Raw genomic sequence first — 16137 nt, forward strand, 5'->3', positions numbered from 1 at the left:
GGATACTTTTAACTGATCATTCGCTTGTAAAGAAGAATGAATTGGCGCTTTTAAAGCTGTTTTTGGGCTAACCAAGAAAAAAGTTGATGATAAACTTCTTTTCTGACTTCTGGTGCCGATAAGACCAAGTCATGCAGTCCATTTTGAATGGTCATGACATTAACGTCGCCCTGTATTTTACCTGCATCCCTGATGATGTCTTTGACCTCTAAAATAACATCAGTGCTTTGAGCATCTCGGTTAAATTTCTTAGGATAGCTTGTTTTGTGAGAATGCATCACCAAGGTTGGTACATTGATCTGTACGCCTGCATGAATTTCTTTTTGCGCTTCAAAAATTGCATGCACAAAGCTTAAATATACTTTGGGGTAAGTTGGTTTTTTCCACTCTAAGCTGAAATCCCATTCGCCTTGCAAATCTTTATGCAGACTAGTGACATACCATTTATTTAATTCACTTGGAAACTTTAAATTAGGTAAGCGTTTACCCAATGCGCTGAGTTTGGGGAGGGCTAATTTTTTCTTCCAAGCAGGCATATTAAAGTCATAGAAAGGACTATTGCACCATAAGGCTTGAATAAGGGGGAGTTGTGGATAATGTGCTGCATATAATGTTGCGATCAATCCACCTGTAGAATGTCCTGCCAGTAACACCTCAGTGTGGCCTTCCTGACCAATAATCTTTAATGCTTGTGTGATTTCTTCATCATATTCATTCAAATTTAGAACATAATAATATTTTTGATGTGGTAGGTAAGAACGACCATATTTTCTTAAATCAAGTGCATAAAAATCATAATCATGTTGATTAAATTGTTCAGCCATTTCTGTTTGAAAGAAATAATCGATAAAACCATGGATATAGAGTACCGCTTTCTTGGTCGCTTGAACTGCTTGTTTGCGTACCAAAGTCGCAATGACTTTACCATCATAGTCATCTGTTAAGTTTAAGGTTAGTTTTTCATAACCTGTACCAAGGATATCAGGTTGATATTCAGTAGATTGAGTGGTCATAGCATATTCCTGAATTTATTGAAAAATGAAATCCGAAAAATTACAGATAGTCTTTTACCAGCGCATAGGATTCATCATATAGTTTTTGTGCCAACTGTATATCTTTGGCTTTGCCTGATTTAAACGCAGGGGTTTGCAAACTCACATAATCACCATTGCGCTTTTCCCATGATGGATCAAAAGCAATTTTTTTAATTAATTCGGCAGGCTTAGATGGTGGAATAAGACCAAGTTTAATTATTGCATATTGCCATTTGGGTAATTCACGATAAATCTCAGAATCTACGCCACCTGGATGCAATGCATTGCTGGTGACATGACTTCCTTGTAGTTGTTTGGCAAGGATATTACTAAACAGCAGATTGGCTAATTTACTATTGCCATAGCTCAATACACCATTGTATTTTTTCACTTGATCCGCGTTAAAATTCTCAGGTTGGATACGACCTAAAAGATGCATCATTGAAGCCAAATGAATTACACGACCTTGTTGGGCTTTTTGAACCAATGGAAGAAGTTTCAATGTCCAAAGAAAAGGCCCCAGATAATTTACCCCAAACTGTTTTTCAAAACCATCAGCTGTGGCCTCAAGATCAGGTGTCATCATGCCAGCATTGTTGACTAATACATCAATTTTTTCATATTTGGCAATAATTTCATTGGCTGCTTGGTTAATTTGTTCAAGACTATTTAAATCAAGGTGAATCACGTCTACTTGACCTGTACCGAATGACTCTAAGTGTTGCTGTGCTGTTTTTGCTTTTTCTGGATTACGACAAGCAATGATCACATGGTGACCATCCTTAATAAATGTTTCTGCAGTTGCAAGCCCGATTCCAGTGTTTGCACCCGTGATGATGATGGTTTTACTTGTTGTTGTCATTGCTGAAATAATCCGCTGGTGTTTTAAGCATCATAGTCATAGATTGTGACTTTATCAATATATCTGACAATAATGATTGTCATTTTTTAATAAGCGTATAAAAAAAGGAATATTACCTAAGTAATATTCCTGAGTATCAAGCACACTTCATTGGATTTGGCTTAAAACAGTTGTCAGGCTGATGTAGAACCAAAGAGTATCGTTTTACATTGCTGATTCAAAAATTTTAATGACTTGAGCATCAGTTGCTTTACGTGGGTTTGTCAACATACAGGCATCTTTTTGCGCATTTGATGTCATTACTGCATGATCTTCCGCTTTGACACCCAGTTCAGCTAAGCCAGAAGGGATACCAATAGATGATGATAACTCACGGATTGCATCAATCGCAGCAAAAGCAGCCTCAGTAACGGTTAAACCCTCGGTATTGACACCCATTAATTGGGCAATTTTTGCATAACGGTCAGGACAAGCAATTAAGTTAAACTCACACACATGCGGTAATAGAATTGCATTACATACGCCGTGTGGAAGGTTATAGAAGCCACCTAATTGATGAGCCATTGCATGTACATAACCTAAAGATGCATTGTTAAATGCCATACCTGCTAAATATTGTGCATATGCCATCGCATCACGTGCTTCAAGATTTTCGCCATTGGCAACAGCAGGGCTTAACCATTCGCTAATCATTGAAATGGCTTTTTCTGCACATGCATCGGTAATTGGGTTTGCAGCAGTTGAAACATAAGCTTCTACAGCATGAGTTAACGCATCCATACCCGTTGCAGCAGTTAAAGCAGCAGGTTTTGCAATCATGAGTTTAGGATCATCAATTGCAACAAGCGGGGTACAACGCCAGTCAACAATCGCCATTTTTACATGGGTATCTGTATTGGTGATAATACAGAAACGAGTCATTTCAGAAGCAGTTCCCGCCGTTGTATTGATTGCGACAAGCGGTGTCATTGGGACTTTACTTTGATCAATCCCTTCATAATCACGAATATGACCGCCACCTGCGGTGACTAGGCCAATTCCTTTTGCACAGTCATGAGAAGATCCGCCGCCTAAAGACACAATAAAGTCACAGCCATTATTGTTATATTCATTTACGCCATTGTGTACATTAATATCTGTCGGGTTTGGTTCTGCGCCAGGAAAAACATGACTGTCTACGCCAGCTTCTTTGAGATAGCCAACGATAATGTCTGCAACACCAAATTTGAATAGGCCAGCATCAGTGACGATGAGGGCTTTTTTTGCCCCTAAATTTTGTGCTTTAGCGCCGACTTCTTTGGCACAACCTGGACCAAAAAGTGAGACGCAAGGGATGTAAAAACCGTTTGTTTGATCTGCTATATTTTTAAAAGCCATGGTGCGATTCCTTCTACCATTGTTATTTCATCATTCCAGAAAGGTGATGATCACCTTGAGGTTGAGTATCAGTTTTGAGGGCTGGATTGAATACCTACTAAACACCTACCAAATTTTAATCATGCAAACTTTAAATCAAGTATTTGATATTTATATTTAAAATAAAATGATGAAGTTTTTCTTTATAATTTTAAGCTGAAAATCCAGCTTTAACGCGAGTTTTGATTAAAAACGACAAAAACAGATTTTATTTGGTATTTTTTGCTTTGACAGATCATTTTATTTTTAAAAAGTGAATCGTTGCGTTAAATTTCGGGGATAAATTTTAAGATCCATCAAAATAGACTAAATTATCAATTTGTGAGAATGTGTGTTAATAATTAAAAAGTGAAAATTATGTGAAAAATTTAATATTTCTATACTAGGTCAGTATGGGCTTAAATAGACTTTTTAAATATACCTGTACTGTTAATTTATGCTAAATGATAAAAATAACATAATGATATATATCATTAATAAGTATTATAAAAAATTTAAAAATAAAAATACCAATATTTTTTTCGGATGAGTGTAAATGCTATTGATCAGAATTTTATACATAAATATTGTTTTTTATGTATGTTTTTTAAACAGGTTGCCACGGTTCGGTAATCTCATATTTTAAGGATAAAAAATGAAAAAAATATTAACGTTAAAAAATATTGCTATAGCAACTTCATTATTCGCGATTACCAGCACGAGTTTTGCGGGGGAGTATAAACGCTTTTCAGTATCTGCAGGTTGGTTACATGTCATGCCTCAAGGAAAAGCCAATCCCTTTAATATTAATACCAGTGTTAAAAATGGTACCAATGCAACAGTCGGAAGTATCTCTACAACCAGTTTTTTAAACTCAGTTGATCCTAATGCGATGGGAGAAGACTTAGGCGGAGTGCCATTTAATCAGAAAGAGGTGTTAACTGAATTTCTCAATGATGCCTTTATGCAAACCTTATTGACTGATGGTAAGGGGAATATTTTGCCGGAGGTCGCAGGAACCGCAAATATTCATGGCTTGGAAAATTGGCAAGCAAAGGGTACAGGGCTCGAAGTCGATGACGTGGATACGCTGGGCTTGATGCTAAATTATTACATCAACGACAATGTTTCTTTGCAACTCATTGGTGGGATTCCTCCAAAAGTGGATATTAAAGGTAAAGGGGAAATATTGGCACCGCTCACAGGATTAGCCACTTCGCCAAATGAGTTGGTCAATATCTTATTTCCAGATGGTATTGGCTTAAATCAAGCCATTCCAATCACCAATTTAGGCAATAAGTCTAAAGCAGCATCGGTACGTGCTTGGACACCAGCGCTGGAAGCGCAATATCAATTTGGTCAATCTGGTGTCAATAAATTGCGTCCATATATTGGGGTAGGGGTGATGTACTCTCATTTCACGGATATTAAGTTGAACTCACAGATCAAAAGTGATCTGGTTGCAGCGGGACATATGATTCAAAACGTTTTAGATGGAAAAGCTGGGGCTGCGTTAGATGGCAAACCTTCCAGTGCAAATCCTTATGTAAGAGTTAAAACGACTGATGCCATAGCACCCATTGTAAGTCTGGGCGCTACTTATGATATTAATGAAAACTGGTTTGGTGTGGCTTCTGTTTCTTATGCCAAGCTCAACAATCAGGCAAAGATTGATGTTGTTGATGCCAAGACTGGTAAGCGACTGATTAATTCCACGACAAAAGTCGATATAGATCCATTGATTACTTATGTTGGTGTGGGGTATCGCTTCTAAAATCAACACTATTTTCCCTAAGAATAGTGAAGATTTTAAATGGTTAGCTTCGGCTAACCATTTTTTGTGGTCTAGGTAAAATCTTGTTAGCGATATGTAGATTGACGAGCAATAAAAAAGCATCCATTCAAGATGCTTTTTTGAAGGTATGGTACAAATCAGAGAACTTATTTCTCTACGATTGCAGTTACACCTTGACCACCAGCAGCACAAATCGAAATTAACACACGACCTGAACCTTTTTGGTTAATCAATTTTGCAGCAGTTGCCAAAATACGACCACCTGTTGCTGCGAATGGATGACCCGCAGCTAAAGAAGAACCTTTAACATTGAGTTTGCTACGGTCAATTGAGCCCAATGGTGCATCTAGACCTAAACGTTCTTTACAGAACTTAGGATCTTCCCATGCTTTTAAGGTCGAAAGAACTTGTGATGCAAAAGCTTCATGAATTTCATAGTAGTCGAAGTCTTGAAGTTTAATACCCGCACGAGCCAACATACGTGGAACAGCATAAGCAGGTGCCATCAATAAACCTTCTTTCTTATTGACAAAATCTACAGCAGCAGTTTCAGTGAATGTTAAGTACGCGAGTACTTCGTGACCATTTGCTTTCGCCCATTCTTCAGAGGCTAAAAGCACTACTGAAGCGCCGTCTGTAAGTGGAGTAGAGTTACCTGCAGTCATTGTTGCAGTATCACCTTTACCAAATGCAGGTTTAAGCTTAGCCAATTTTTCAACTGAAGAATCAGGACGTAAGTTATTGTCTTTGTCTAGACCCATAAATGGCGTGATCAAATCATCGAAGAAACCTTCTTCATATGCTTTGGCCATTTTTTGATGTGAAGATGCAGCAAGTTCATCTTGAGCTTCGCGTGGAATACCCCATTCTAGAGCAGTAATCGCTTGGTGATCACCCATAGATAAACCTGTACGAGGTTCACCATTTTTTGGCGCATCCATCAAGTCTTTAACATTGATTTTAGCTAAGGCTTTTAAACGATCTTTACCTGTTTTTGCAATGTTTAATTCAAGCAATGCTTTACGTAAGCCGTCACCAAATGCGATCGGTGCATCAGAGGTGGTATCCACACCACCAGCAATACCCACTTCAATTTGGCCTAATGCAATTTTGTTTGCAACAAGGAAAGCTGCTTGTAAGCCAGTACCACATGCTTGTTGAATATCATAAGCAGGGGTTTCAGGGGCAAGTTGAGTATTTAAAACACATTCACGTGTCATGTTGAAATCACGGCTATGTTTTAGAACTGCACCAGCAACAACTTCACCTAAACGTTGACCTTGAAGGTTAAAACGTTCAATTAAACCGTTTAAAGACGCAGTAAGCATGTCAATGTTTGACGCTCGGAAATAAGGGCCATTTGAACGTGCAAAAGGAATACGGTTACCGCCAATAATTGCTACGCGACGTACAGTGTTTTGACTCATAATTTTATCCTGCTGACCAGAAGTTTGAGTTTTAGAAGATGAAGCTGTTGTAACTTTTTTTGCCGTCGATGCTGTTGCTTTGCTACGTGAAGCAGCTGCTGGTGCACGAGTCGGTTTTTTAGTCGTGTTGGCTGCATTGGCATTTGTAGAATTTGTGTTGCTACTTTTACTCGTACGAGTACGAGGTTTTGATGTATTTGACACAGTTTCTTGTACAGTGCTTTCAGCGTTTGAATTTTCTTGAGTTGTTTTGCTCATAAGGCTTTTCCAAGCATGTTCGCAATATTCTTAGTGCTTACATTAACATAATTGGCTATGACTCGAATTGACTATAATGACATTTGCATATTCTTTCAGGTCAAGTCATCATTTTGGCAACTCAAGTATGATTTAACTGAAACTTATGGGTCATAGAGATGATAGCGTTGTTGACGATTCCTCTAAGCCTTGCGCGAAGAACAACGCAAGCCATTTAAGAAAGCGCAACACAGCTAAATATCTGAGATTATACTGAAGTTAAAAGATAGCTTAAGCCCCATACAAAATTAATTTGATGAGAGATAAGAAACATGTCTGACCAATACCAAGCATTTGCTAAATCTCCAATTGGTAAATTTGTCATAAAAAATTTAGGTTTACCATCACCAATCCAGCTAGACCGCTTTGAGTCAGCCACTCCTGTCGTTAAAGGTGCTGTATTATTTGGTGCAGCTCCAAAGAGTCATTTCACTGGTGAAGTTGCGCAGGTTCTTAGTAATATTCACGCCAACACTTATGCAGGGAATAACGCAGAGTTACAACAAGCTGCGGCAAAATCTGGTTTGAATGTTGGCGCTTTTAATGAAGGCGATAAAGAATCAAAATTTAAAGCAGTGATATTTGATGCATCAGGGATTCAAAATTCAGAACAATTACATGAACTACACAAGTTTTTTAATCCTGTTGCCCGTCAAATTGCAACATCAGGCCGTGTAATTATTATTGGTTTAACACCTGAAACTGCACCAACGATTAAACAGGCGATTGCACAACGTGCATTAGAAGGGTTTGTTAAATCGGTTGGTAAAGAGTTTAAGAAAGGAATTGCTGCTGATCTTATTCTGGTTGATGCAGATGCTGCACAAAACTTGGAATCAAGTTTACGTTTTACAATTTCTCCACGTTCAGCATACGTATCGGGTCAAGTGATTCGCGTATCTAAAGGTGATGTGATTGATATCGATTGGGCCAAACCGCTTGCAGGCAAAACTGCATTAGTAACAGGTGCAAGCCGTGGTATTGGTGAAGCGATTGCACATGTATTGGCACGTGATGGTGCACATGTAATTTGTTTAGATGTTCCACCACAACAAGCAGACCTTGACCGTGTTGCAAGTGAAATCGGTGGTTCTACACTTGCAATTGATATCACTGCTGCTGATGCTGGTGAAAAAATCAAAGCTGCGGCAGCTCAACAAGGTGGTTTAGATATCATCGTACATAATGCGGGTATTACACGTGACAAAACTTTGGCAAATATGAAGCCAGAGATGTGGGATCTGGTGATTAATATCAACTTATCTGCTGCTGAACGTATTAATGATTATTTATTGTCAAATGATGGTTTAAATGCAAATGGTCGTATTGTTTGCGTATCTTCAATTTCAGGTATTGCCGGTAACTTAGGTCAAACCAACTATGCTGCATCAAAAGCAGGTGTCATTGGCTTGGTGAAATTTACTGCGCCTGTGTTAAAAAATGGTATTACCATTAATGCTGTAGCGCCGGGTTTCATTGAAACTCAAATGACCGCGGCAATTCCATTTGCAATCCGTGAAGCGGGTCGTCGTATGAACTCAATGAGTCAAGGTGGCTTACCTGTTGATGTTGCTGAAACAATTGCTTTATTTGCATCTTCAGCATCTACAGGATTAAATGGGAATGTTGTGCGTGTTTGTGGTCAAAGCTTATTGGGTGCATAATCACGCATAAGTGAAATCCTGTTTCGTTTAGGGGATTACCGCGAAGCGATTATTTGTGTATTTAAATAACGCTTTCGCTGGCTTTCTCTTCAACGAAATCAGGATGTTTAAGCTGTATCATCCGTTAATTTCCAACTGAAATGTTGGATTTTTTAAATGTTGAATAAGAATTAATTTTTCAAAGGTCCAGTATGAATACTCGCCATTTTAGTCAACTTCCTAAGCCATATTTAGCTTATCCAAAAGTGATTCAGGGTTTAATTTTTAAAAAGCCAAAAGGTGAAAAAGTTCTACCGCAAGTTGAATATGTGGTTGATTCATTCAAAATTGATCCAAATCATTTAAAAGCATATAACGAAGTGTGTGGATTTAAAAATAATGGGTATATTCCCGCGATTTATTTAGCTGTTTTATCGCAAAGTTTACAAATGCATATGATGACCTCTGAAGCATTTCCTTTTGCAGTCTTAGGCTTGGTGCATATTCGCAATCAAATTAAGCAAACACGTAAAATTGGGGTCAATGAACAGCTGACTTTATCTTGTCAATTTGGTGAGTTAAAGCCCCATGATAAAGGGGTTCAGTTCGATTTCATCACAACAGCCAAAGTTGGCGGTGACGTGGTCATGCAAGGATTAACCACCTATCTAGCACGTCAAAAGACCGATGGTTCAGTTATAGAAAAACCAAAAGATAAAAAAGAACCAAATTATCAAGTTCAGGCGGTTTGGGAAGTTTCTGAAAATACTGGTCGTCGTTATGCTATGACATCAGGTGACTTTAACTTGATTCATATCCATGCATTAACTGCAAAAGCATTTGGTTTTAAACAAGCGATTGCTCATGGAATGTGGAGCAAGGCACGCGTTCTCGCTGGGCTCAACTTACCAGAAGCTTATGAAGCCGATGTGTTGTTTAAATTGCCGATGTATTTACCTTCAACAGTAGAATTTTTAACTGCACAAGACGGTACAACAACTGACTTTTTGATTCGTAATCAAAAATCACAAAAACCTCATGTTTCTGGTGTGGTTAACGCTTTATAAGATAAAATATAAAGCCTGAGTCGAGATGATTCAGGCTTTTTTAATTAAAAAAGTTATGATTAAAAAAATAGGATAGGGCAATGAGCAGTTTAACGGACATTATTTTTGCGAATACGAAAAATTATCAGGGCTATGTGGATGAGCGTTTTCAAGATCTCGCTGTTCAATTTAGTCGTTTGCAGGATGGTCGTAGCGAAAATGGTGGTGCTGCTTTAACTGTTTATTTTCAAAATGAAAAAGTTGTCGATATATATACGGGTAAAAAATCAAAAACTGAGCAATGGAATGAGCGAACCTTGTCGGTATGTTATTCCACTGGGAAAGGTGTACTGGCAACACTCGCGCATATTTTGGTGAGTGAAGGTTTCTTAGACTACGATACGCCTATAGTCAATTTTTGGCCTGAATTTGCTCAAAATGGTAAAGAGAATATGACACTGCGTCATATTTTAAGTCATCAAAGTGGCTTATACGATATTCGAAATATTATTGCTGGTGCCGTTGAAATGGCAGATTGGCAGCATATGCTCAAGGTCATGGAGCAGGCCACACCTCGTTTTGCTGTTGGAACTGATATTGCATATCAGGCATTAACATTTGGCTGGTTGGTGGGTGGTGTTTTAGAGAAAGCAACGCAACAATCTTTAACACATTTAATGCAGAAGTATTTGGTTGAACCCCTACAACTTGATGGTGCCTATTTTGGTGTGCCTGAATCTGAGCTAAATCGTGTGGCGCGTTTAATTCAAAAAGCAGCACCTGTACAAAAAACAGAAACAAAATCCAGTAAGAGCAAAGCCAAGAAGCATCATAAAACGTCTTTTTCCGATAAATTGGTTGAATTAACCGGACAAAATCCGCAAGATTTTTTAGATGCTATGGTACCGAAAGGGATGCGTGATTTTAGTTTCTTTAGTGACCAAGGGCTTCAAGCAATTATTCCAGCGGCCAATGGTGTATTTAGCGCCAATAGTCTTGCAAAAGTTTATGCCATGATGGCAAATAAAGGGGTTTGGGAAGGAAAAGTTTTCATTCGTCCTGAAATATTTGCAGAGTTAAGTCAAATCCAATCGATTAAACGAGATCGCGTGATGCCAATTCCTATGAAATGGCGTTTAGGCTACCACCGTGTGATTAGTATGGGTAAACGTGCCAAGCAAGGCTTTGGTCATATTGGATATAACGGTTCTGGGGCGTGGTGTGACCCGCAACGAGGGCTTAGTTTTGCCTACACCCATAATTTTGCCATTGGTTCAATCACCGGTGATTATCGTCTTTGGGGGCTGACCCAAGAAACATTACGTTGCGCCGACGGTTTACTTAAGGGAAGTAAAGGCTGGTTCTAAATATTAAGATCAAAGCGATTGAAATTTTATAGTAGATCAGATGGCTGAGTCTTATTTTGCAAAAGAATTAAAAATAAGGACTTTAAACAGCGGTATATAGATTTATCAATATTTTCTTAGGCAAATAACTCCATTTTTAGGATGGTTTCGACATGATGTTTAAATGAGTGTTGGTCTAGACCTTTTAAGCCAAGTTGATAGATTCCTTCTAAACCACAAACAAAAGCAATCAGCCGCCAAGCAATGTCTTGGCTGCTGCTGGCTGTAGCAATTTTAAATTCTTGTTGGCTGACGCCATGTTCAATCGCAGTAACCAAAGCAACATGCCATTGTTCCATCGTAATATTATAAGCTTTTTTAATTTCAGGATCTTGGTCGATTAAAATCTCAGCTTCATTCCAGAGTCGTAAATAGGGTTGCGTTAGTTCAATATTTTCAAAGCCTAGCAAGAGAGATAAACGCTCAAAACTACTGTCGGTTTTAATTTGATCTTCTACTTCATTGAGTTGATCCATCAATTCAATAAAAACTTCGGCCTTTAAATGCGAACTTGATTCAAAGTGATGATGTACTTGTCCTGTTGAAACTTGTGCTTCTGCGGCAATACGGCGCACAGTTAATCCATTCAATCCATCTTGTAATGCAACACGCTTTGCTGCATCCAAAATCATAGTACGACGCTGTTCTCGGTTTAAATAGTTCATCACTTTTAATACAACAAAATTTACAAAACAAATATTAAACAAAGTTGGACGTTTGTTCAAGTGTGGTTATAATAACTCAACTTGAACAAGTGTCCAACTTTAATTAGGTGTGTTATGTACCGCAATTGGGTGATTTTGGCAATCATCGTTTTAATTTATTTACCAGTTTCAATTGATGCAACGGTTTTGCATGTTGCCATCCCAACATTGAGTGCTGCCTTATCACTATCCAGTAATGAAATGCTCTGGGTGATAGATATCTATTCACTGATCATGGCAGGTTTGATTTTACCCATGGGGGCATTGGGGGATCGTATTGGTTTTAAACGGCTGATGCTGATTGGTGCTGGTATTTTTGGTGTGGCTTCTCTCATGGCTGCTTTTGCGAGTTCAGCCTATATGTTGATTGCTGCCCGAGCATTTCTTGGTGTAGGCGCTGCCATGATTTTACCTGCAACCTTGGCAGGTGTTCGCAATACCTTTTTAGATGAAAAACAACGTAATTATGCTTTAGGTATTTGGGGAACTGTCGGTGGTGGTGGAGCCGCTTTTGGTCCACTTTTGGGTGGTTTTATTCTGGAACATTTTTCATGGGGAACCGTGTTTCTGATTAATGTGCCAATTATTATTTTGGTCTTGGTATTGACCACATGGCTGGTGCCAAAGCAAGCAGTACAAACCAAACAACCTTTAAATCTATTACAAGCGCTCATTTTGGTCACTGCAATCTTAATGCTGATTTATTCGATTAAGACCTCTATCTATGCGTTTAGCCTAGGGATGATTTTGATTTTTGTGCTTGGATTGGGGTTGTTAGTGGGATTTATCCGCCATCAATTGAAAACAACCCAACCGATGATCGATTTTAGTCTGTTTAAGAATCCTGTGATCTCAACCAGTATTGTGATGGCAATGGTGGCAATGATTGCATTAGTTGGTTTTGAGCTACTGCTTTCACAAGAATTACAGTTTGTGTATGGATATAGCCCATTGGAAGCAGGTTTGTTTATTTTACCCTTTATGATTGCAATTAGTATTGGTGGACCCTTTACCAGTATTTTAATGAATCACTATGGTTTAAGACCTGTAGCAACTGTTGGGATGCTGATGTGTGCCTTATGTTTCTTTGGTTTGGCCATGACCAATTTTGACATCGATTATATTCAAGCTTGGGTGTGGATGGTGCTGATGGGGATCAGTGTTGAAATCGCGTTATTATCTTCCACAGCAGCTATTATGTCTGCTGTACCTCCACAAAAAGCAACGGCTGCTGGTGCAATCGAAGGCATGGCCTATGAGTTAGGTGCAGGTCTTGGGATTGCGATTTTTGGACTATTGCTATCTATATTTTATGCACATTCGATTATCTTACCTGATCATTTACCGCTGAATATCGCAGCTCAAGCAAGTTCTTCTATTGGTGAGGCATTATTGCTGAGCAAACAATTAGAACCTGCATTGATGCAACAGGTAAAACAAGCTGCTTTTGAAGCGTTTATTCATTCGCATAGTAAAGTCTTGGGTATTTCGGGTCTGATGTTCCTAGTTTTATCTGTCTTTGTTTGGCGTGCTTTACCTGCAAACAAACAGCGAGCAGTCTAAAATATTGCGCATAATTTAAATTATGCGCTTATTTTTTACATTTAGATTTTACAGTGTGAAAAAATGAGTTTGATGTACCGATTGAAAAACTTTAGCAAGCTCAAATTGTGATTTAATCAACACTGCCGTGGCAGTGTTTTTTTAGTAAATTTGCTAGTGTATATTTTTAAATCTATTTAAGAGATAGATAAACTTTGTGTTGTAGAGTATGGTGTCGAATTCGAAGAAATTGATCGAATTATCTCTAATAAAAAATAACTCTACAGTTCTTCATTCACTAATCAGCAAAAAAACAGTATCCTTAGACCTGTAACTAGGAGCTTCCATGTATCAGGTACTTGCACGTAAATATCGCCCACGTAACTTTAATGAATTGGTCGGACAGAATCACGTTTCACGTGCACTGACCAGTGCTTTAGATCGTGGACGTTTACACCATGCCTATTTATTTACTGGAACACGTGGGGTGGGGAAAACCACGATTGCTCGAATTTTAGCGAAATGTTTAAATTGTGAAACAGGGGTAACCTCTACACCTTGTGAAGTTTGTGCAACCTGTAAGGCGGTAAATGAAGGGCGCTTTATTGACCTTATTGAAATCGATGCTGCATCACGGACTAAAGTCGAAGACACACGTGAGTTGTTGGATAATGTACCTTATGCACCGACTCAAGGTCGATTTAAGGTATATTTGATCGATGAGGTGCATATGCTTTCGACGCATTCATTTAATGCGTTATTGAAAACATTGGAAGAACCGCCTGAACATGTAAAATTTTTATTTGCCACAACAGATCCACAAAAATTACCAATTACGGTGATTTCACGTTGCTTGCAATTTACATTACGTCCATTGGCTGTAGATGAAATTACCCATCACCTTACAGATATTTTAAATAAAGAAGAAATTTCATCAGAGCAAGATGCGATTTGGCAAATTGCTGAATCTGCCCAAGGTTCATTACGTGATGCATTGTCTTTAACTGACCAAGCAATTGCCTATGGTCAAGGTGCAATTCATCATCAAGATGTCAAAGAAATGCTGGGTTTGATTGATAGAACCATCATTTATGATTTGATCTTGGCAATTCATCAAAACCAAAATGCACGTGTCAGCCAATTATTACTACAATTTAGGCAACAGGCTTTAGATGTTTCATTGGTTTTAGATCAGTTTATTTCGACTTTGCATGAGTTGGCAATGTTGCAATATTTGCCTGATTTAAGTCTAAAATACAGTGCTGAAATTAATCAAAAAATTATGCAGTTATCAAAAATTGTCTCTGCACAAGATTTACAGCTTTATTACCAAATTGCCAGTAAAGGTAGAGCGGAGCTACAACTTGCAGTAACACAAGAGCAAGGCTTTGAAATGACAGTATTGCGTTTACTGGCATTTAGACCGATGCAAATCAATGAAATTGTAGTCTCTCAAGCTCAACAACCACAAAACAATCAGAATATCGATCAAGTTGTTATTTCACAGCAACCGCATCAAGCATCTGTTCAAACGGGGCTTGTGCAACAAGCACACATTCAGCAAGAACAAATTCAACAAGAGCCAGCTCATCAACAGCAGGCTCAGCAAGTGCCTGTTGAAAAAAACAGTGAACAACAAAATGCTACTTTGAATGTGAGTTCACAACCAGAAACTGACGCGCCATTAGCGGAGATACAGCAAGCGCAGGTTGAGGTCAATTCGCAGCGTGTAGTGAGTGATTTAGATCCAGCTTTTGACCAAGTTGAAGATCAGCAAACTCAACAGCAAAGTGTTGACCATGAACCGAGCAGTGATGACTATTTAGATGACTTTACTGAGGAAGTACAACAAAGCGCTGTGGTTGAAGCAACGGCTCATAATTATCAAGATATTGAAGCACAGCAGCCAACTGTTCAAGAGAAAATTGACGTAGAAAATGCAGAACCAAGTTTAACCTTGTTTGGTGCTGAGTTGAGTCAACCGAAAAATACCACGTCTCCGTCTAGTCCAAATCAAGATGTATTCTTTTTAGCACCTGAAAATCAGGATCAAAATGTTGAAATTGATTTGGTTGAGCCTATTCATTCTCAAACAGATACTCCAGCTCAAGTTTCTAATATTATCCCTGAAATAGAACGTGGATCTTGTTCTGAGGAACAAACGCCACAACAAATACTTGCCTTAAAATTACAGGTCTTAGAAGGTGAGTGGACGGTTGATAAATGGGAGTATTGGTTTAGAAACAGCTCACTTTCTCCAGCTGTTCAAGAACTTGCACAGCATGGGTTAATGACTGGGGATGTGAATGGTCAATCTATTTTTCAAATTTCACAAAAATATGAAAAATTATTGAACCAAGCACAACATGATCTTGAGGCGAAATTAAAACAGCAGTGGCCGAGTACTTTGTTTACGGTGCAATATGGTGAAGTTGAATCGACCACACCTTATATGATGCAAAACGAGCGTAAGCTTCGAGCTTATGATCGTGCCAGTGAAATGCTTCAAAAAGAGCCTTTGGTCAAAAGCTTAATTGAAGCATTGGATGGAAAGTTGGAAAATATTCAGCTTAAAGCCTAATTTTAAAAAACATCTAGATTAAATAACGTTTTCAACAAGCTCAATTTCACTGGAATTGGGCTTGTTTTTATTCCACTGTATTTTGCCGAAATTTAGGCAATATTCACAATCCTTTTCTACCTGTGCCAAGGTAAATCATTTTAAAATCTCCTCAGGTTCTCAATTTATATAAGAATTTTAATTCAAATTATGATGATCAATCTGGCATTTATAGTCGTTGTTATGCTGAAAATCACTTGTTTTAAATATTTTTATGGTTATAATTGCGGCAACTTTAATTAGCGGAGACCCTAAGTGGCAAATTGTTCATCGAGGCGCTGTAGTTTATATACAGCCATTATTCGTATCTGAGCAAGAGAGCACTGCCTTTAGGAGAGCTGTCTTGCAATGAGACAGTTATAATCT

11 protein-coding genes are annotated in these 16137 nt (G+C 38.4%); 6 read left to right on the forward strand and 5 right to left on the reverse strand.

Annotation, left to right across the window (positions count from 1 at the left end; genetic code table 11):
• Positions 1–50 precede the first annotated feature (50 nt).
• The 3 genes from ACQ7EO_RS09045 to mdh form a co-directional block, all read right to left on the reverse strand.
• Positions 51–1013 (reverse strand): alpha/beta hydrolase, encoded by a 963-nt coding sequence (locus ACQ7EO_RS09045; RefSeq protein WP_434279423.1) that lies wholly within the window; start codon positions 1011–1013, stop codon positions 51–53.
• Between the two features lie 40 nt (positions 1014–1053).
• Positions 1054–1896, reverse strand: a complete 843-nt coding sequence (locus tag ACQ7EO_RS09050) for an SDR family oxidoreductase (RefSeq protein WP_034615196.1) — start codon at positions 1894–1896, stop codon at positions 1054–1056.
• A gap of 204 nt (positions 1897–2100) precedes the next feature.
• Entirely contained in the window at positions 2101–3273 is a 1173-nt protein-coding gene (mdh, locus tag ACQ7EO_RS09055; RefSeq protein ID WP_004822286.1) for an iron-dependent methanol dehydrogenase, read from the reverse strand.
• A 673-nt stretch (positions 3274–3946) separates the two neighbouring features.
• Here mdh and ACQ7EO_RS09060 point away from each other — a divergent pair.
• The gene (locus ACQ7EO_RS09060) at positions 3947–5065 is read left to right on the forward strand and encodes an OmpW/AlkL family protein (RefSeq protein WP_004822285.1); all 1119 of its coding nucleotides are present in this window, start codon (positions 3947–3949) and stop codon (positions 5063–5065) included.
• 167 nt (positions 5066–5232) lie between these two features.
• On the opposite strand, the gene ACQ7EO_RS09065 is transcribed toward ACQ7EO_RS09060, so the two are convergent.
• Positions 5233–6771, reverse strand: coding sequence for an acetyl-CoA C-acetyltransferase (locus ACQ7EO_RS09065; protein ID WP_056512794.1), 1539 nt, complete (start codon positions 6769–6771; stop codon positions 5233–5235).
• Between the two features lie 311 nt (positions 6772–7082).
• Between ACQ7EO_RS09065 and ACQ7EO_RS09070 the strand changes: the two genes are divergently transcribed.
• The 3 genes from ACQ7EO_RS09070 to ACQ7EO_RS09080 all read left to right on the forward strand — a co-directional run bounded on the left by ACQ7EO_RS09070 (position 7083) and on the right by ACQ7EO_RS09080 (position 10866).
• Positions 7083–8474 carry a 3-oxoacyl-ACP reductase gene (locus tag ACQ7EO_RS09070; protein WP_434279424.1) on the forward strand — a complete coding sequence of 464 codons (1392 nt, stop codon included), beginning with the start codon at positions 7083–7085 and terminating at the stop codon, positions 8472–8474.
• A gap of 191 nt (positions 8475–8665) precedes the next feature.
• Positions 8666–9520, forward strand: coding sequence for a MaoC family dehydratase (locus ACQ7EO_RS09075; RefSeq protein ID WP_434279425.1), 855 nt, complete (start codon positions 8666–8668; stop codon positions 9518–9520).
• 80 nt (positions 9521–9600) lie between these two features.
• Positions 9601–10866, forward strand: coding sequence for a serine hydrolase domain-containing protein (locus ACQ7EO_RS09080; protein WP_434279426.1), 1266 nt, complete (start codon positions 9601–9603; stop codon positions 10864–10866).
• A 116-nt stretch (positions 10867–10982) separates the two neighbouring features.
• Here the strand turns inward: ACQ7EO_RS09080 and ACQ7EO_RS09085 are convergent, their stop codons facing one another.
• Entirely contained in the window at positions 10983–11570 is a 588-nt protein-coding gene (locus ACQ7EO_RS09085) for a TetR family transcriptional regulator (RefSeq protein WP_034615257.1), read from the reverse strand.
• 114 nt (positions 11571–11684) lie between these two features.
• On the opposite strand from ACQ7EO_RS09085, the gene ACQ7EO_RS09090 reads away from it, so the two are divergent.
• Both ACQ7EO_RS09090 and dnaX read left to right on the forward strand, forming a co-directional pair.
• The gene (locus ACQ7EO_RS09090; protein ID WP_434279427.1) at positions 11685–13172 is read left to right on the forward strand and encodes an MFS transporter; all 1488 of its coding nucleotides are present in this window, start codon (positions 11685–11687) and stop codon (positions 13170–13172) included.
• Positions 13173–13497: 325 nt separating this feature from the next.
• Positions 13498–15732, forward strand: a complete 2235-nt coding sequence (gene dnaX, locus ACQ7EO_RS09095; RefSeq protein WP_434279428.1) for a DNA polymerase III subunit gamma/tau — start codon at positions 13498–13500, stop codon at positions 15730–15732.
• The last annotated feature ends 405 nt before the right edge of the window (positions 15733–16137 follow it).

Source organism: Acinetobacter sp. CE-15 (assembly GCF_051059255.1).
Taxonomy (GTDB): domain Bacteria; phylum Pseudomonadota; class Gammaproteobacteria; order Pseudomonadales; family Moraxellaceae; genus Acinetobacter; species Acinetobacter guillouiae.